Genomic DNA, 3,150 nt, shown 5'->3' with positions numbered 1-3,150 from the left:
AGGTGACCTTTGAGAAAACGACCTATGCCGAGCTGCCCCATAAATTCGAGGCAGGTACGCCCAATATTTGTGGTGGGATCGCTTTTGGCGCGGCCTTGGATTATATGAATGCCATTGGTTTCGATGCCATTGCGGCCTATGAACAGGAGTTATTGCATTATGCGACCGAAAAGCTGTTGGCCCTCGAGGGCTTGCGAATCTATGGCCCCACTAAGAATAAGACCGCGGTCATTTCCTTTAATGTAGCGGGTATTCACCCCTATGATTTGGGATCTATTTTGGATAAACTGGGGATTGCGGTACGTACAGGGCACCATTGCGCACAGCCGATCATGGATTTTTACAAGATTCCCGGTACAGTGCGTGCTAGTTTTAGTTTTTATAATACCAAGGAGGAGCTGGATATTTTGGTTGCCGGAATACGGCGGGCCATGGCGATGTTGTTATAGGCTAGCCCTTTGGAATCAGGCAACTATTGATAACCTATGATACTTATCGTATTTTTGCACAAAGTCAGAACATGGGAATAAAGGAAATTCAAGAAGAAATTGTAGACGAATTCGCGATGTTCGAGGATTGGATGCAGCGCTATGAATATATGATAGAGCTGGGGAAATCCCTTCCCTTGATCGACGAAAAGTATAAGACCGATGCGAATAGCATCAAAGGTTGTCAGAGTAAGGTATGGGTACATGCCGAGTTGAAAGAGGGTAAATTGGTCTTTACGGCAGATAGTGACGCCATTATCACCAAAGGGATCATCGCCATTTTGATTCGTGCTTTCAGCAATCAAAAACCGCAGGATATCATTGACGCCGACACTGATTTTATCGACGAGATCGGGCTGAAGGAGCATTTGTCCCCAACCCGTGCCAACGGTTTGGTAAGCATGGTGAAACAATTGAAATTGTATGCCGTTGCCTACCAGACACAGTTAAATTAATTTATGGGTTTATTCGGCCAAAGGCCGAGTTTGTAAGGTATTGAAACGTACATATAAATGCATAAACCTATAAACCCAAAAACTTGAACAAAATGAGCGAAGAGGTAATAAACAACCAAGAATTGGGAGAGAAGATCGTACAGGTTTTAAAGACCATTTATGATCCTGAAATCCCCGTCGATATCTATGAACTGGGTTTGATCTATGATGTCTTCGTGAACGAAGATCGGGATGTGAAGATCTTAATGACCCTTACCTCACCCAATTGTCCGGTCGCGGAGACGCTTCCCGTTGAGTTCGAGGAGAAGGTGAAATCGTTGGATGCCGTAAAGAATGCCATGGTCGAAATCACCTTTGATCCCCCATGGACCCAGGATCTGATGAGCGAAGAGGCAAAATTGGAATTAGGAATGTTATAGATTTCAGATGTAAGATATTAGATATCGGATGGAGAAGGGATTTGAACAGATTATTTCATGGAAAAAGGCTAGAGAACTAAATAGAGAAATTTATAGTTTGACCCAGAAAAGTGATTTTTCAAAAGACTTTGCTTTAAGAGATCAAATAAGAAGGGCATCAATTTCTATTTCTTCTAATATAGCAGAGGGTTACGGCAGAGCTTCAAACAAGGAATTCGTCTATTTTCTTAATATTGCGCAAGCTTCGTGTTATGAGGTAAAATCACAATTGTATTTGGCCTATGATATTCAGTATGCAAGTGAGTTGGAATTTAAAATATTGTATTCTCTTTGTGATGAAATTTCAAAAACATTATTTGGATTAATCAAACATCTTAAAAAGGAGCTGAACTCTTAATTCTGAAATCTTATGTCTGATATTGTAAATCGCGTAGCCCAAAGTCAATTGAAAACCATTGACCTGGAAGACTATTACCCGAATGGGGAACGTGTTATTTTGGATATCAAACAGTGGCTTTATGAGGGGTTGGTGTTGCGGGAGAAGGAATTCAGGGCCGCCATTGCCGCGTATGATTGGAGCCAATTTCAAGATAAGTACGTAGCTGTCGACTGCACGGCCGATGCCATCATCCCAGGTTGGGCCTATATGCTTATCGCTACAAAACTACAACCGTATGCCAAAAAAGTGGCACAAGGAAATTTGGAAGTCTTGGAAACCTCGATCTACCAAACCATCATTGAGAACCTCGATGTTTCAGGGTATGAAGGGAAACCTGTAATTATAAAAGGGTGCAGCCATAAGCCGGTACCACAGAATGCCTATTTGTGGATAACTTCACGGCTGATGCCCGTTGCAAAAAGCGTCATGTACGGTGAAGCTTGCTCTTCCGTACCCTTATATAAAAAGTAAAAATTGTTGATAACGGTAATTGTTTATTGTTAACAATTCTTATTTTTGCGCCCTATAAACAAATAAACACTATACATTATGAGGAATTTAGTAGTAACATTAGTTGCATTTTTGGCCCTATCGGCCACGTATGCACAAACTGCGGATGAATTAAAGGCCCTGCAAGGTCCTAAAAAGGATTCCATAGCAGCGATTCAAGGGAGGGTCGATGCCCTTCAAGCACAGATCAATGCCCTTCCAGGATGGAAAAAAGGGGTATTCGGCACCATTGGGGCCAACCTATCCGGCTCCAAAAATTGGTATTCACAAGGCACACCCAATAACTCTTCGGGGAATATAGGTGTTTCCCTAAATGCATTCGCAAATTTAAATAAGGAGAAATTCTTCTGGAGGAATTCGGCGAATATGAATCTACAGTGGGTGAAATTGGATAATAAGGATATCGATACCGATGACGATAGCTTTAACAGTACAACGGATGTTTTCAATATCGTTTCCTTATATGGACAAAAATTGAACGAAAAATTTGCGATTTCAACCTTGGCTGAATACCGTACCTCGATTGTCAATAATTTCAATGATCCGGGGTATTTGGATGTTGGGTTAGGTGCTACCTGGACTCCGATAACCGACATGGTGGTCGTGATCCATCCATTGAACTATAACTTTGTATTCGCGAAAGATGATGCTGTCTATGAATCCTCTACCGGTGCAAAGATCGTCGTCGACTACACCAAACAATTGGGAGCGGTGAACTTTAAAACCAACTTCTCGACCTTTCAGAGTTATAAAAGCAGTGATCTGTCTAACTGGACGTGGATCAACTCCTTCGGGTATACCTTATGGAAAGGAATCGGACTTGGTTTTGAATTCGGACT

At 41.9% G+C, this 3,150-nt stretch carries 6 protein-coding genes; all 6 read left to right on the top strand.

Translation table 11 applies throughout. The annotated features are described in order from the left end of the window. A partial coding sequence (locus tag WBM98_RS00985; protein ID WP_424364144.1) for an aminotransferase class V-fold PLP-dependent enzyme occupies positions 1-449 on the top strand: 449 nt, incomplete at its 5' end. A gap of 71 nt (positions 450-520) precedes the next feature. Beyond that, positions 521-943: a SufE family protein gene (locus tag WBM98_RS00980; RefSeq protein WP_424364143.1), complete on the top strand. Its 423-nt coding sequence runs from the start codon at positions 521-523 to the stop codon at positions 941-943. 92 nt (positions 944-1,035) lie between these two features. Next, positions 1,036-1,362 (top strand): DUF59 domain-containing protein, encoded by a 327-nt coding sequence (locus WBM98_RS00975; protein ID WP_424364142.1) that lies wholly within the window; start codon positions 1,036-1,038, stop codon positions 1,360-1,362. Between the two features lie 28 nt (positions 1,363-1,390). Then, a complete protein-coding gene (locus WBM98_RS00970; RefSeq protein WP_424364141.1) occupies positions 1,391-1,759 on the top strand; it encodes a four helix bundle protein in 369 nt (122 codons plus the stop codon). A gap of 12 nt (positions 1,760-1,771) precedes the next feature. After that, positions 1,772-2,272, top strand: a complete 501-nt coding sequence (locus WBM98_RS00965; RefSeq protein ID WP_424364140.1) for a DUF2480 family protein — start codon at positions 1,772-1,774, stop codon at positions 2,270-2,272. Between the two features lie 78 nt (positions 2,273-2,350). Next, a partial coding sequence (locus WBM98_RS00960; protein ID WP_424364139.1) for a DUF3078 domain-containing protein occupies positions 2,351-3,150 on the top strand: 800 nt, incomplete at its 3' end.

The sequence above is a fragment of the Maribacter sp. genome, from assembly GCF_049667165.1.
GTDB lineage: Bacteria > Bacteroidota > Bacteroidia > Flavobacteriales > Flavobacteriaceae > Maribacter_A.
Note: the sequence above shows the minus strand (reverse complement) of the source record. Positions and strands in the feature narration are given on the sequence as shown.

What these genes read in the sequence shown, in the direction of transcription:
- WBM98_RS00970 (WP_424364141.1), top strand. Translation starts at nt 1,391, where the DNA reads ATGGAGAAGGGATTTGAACAGATTATTTCATGGAAAAAGGCTAGAGAA.
- WBM98_RS00975 (WP_424364142.1), top strand. Translation starts at nt 1,036, where the DNA reads ATGAGCGAAGAGGTAATAAACAACCAAGAATTGGGAGAGAAGATCGTA.
- WBM98_RS00965 (WP_424364140.1), top strand. Translation starts at nt 1,772, where the DNA reads ATGTCTGATATTGTAAATCGCGTAGCCCAAAGTCAATTGAAAACCATT.
- WBM98_RS00980 (WP_424364143.1), top strand. Translation starts at nt 521, where the DNA reads ATGGGAATAAAGGAAATTCAAGAAGAAATTGTAGACGAATTCGCGATG.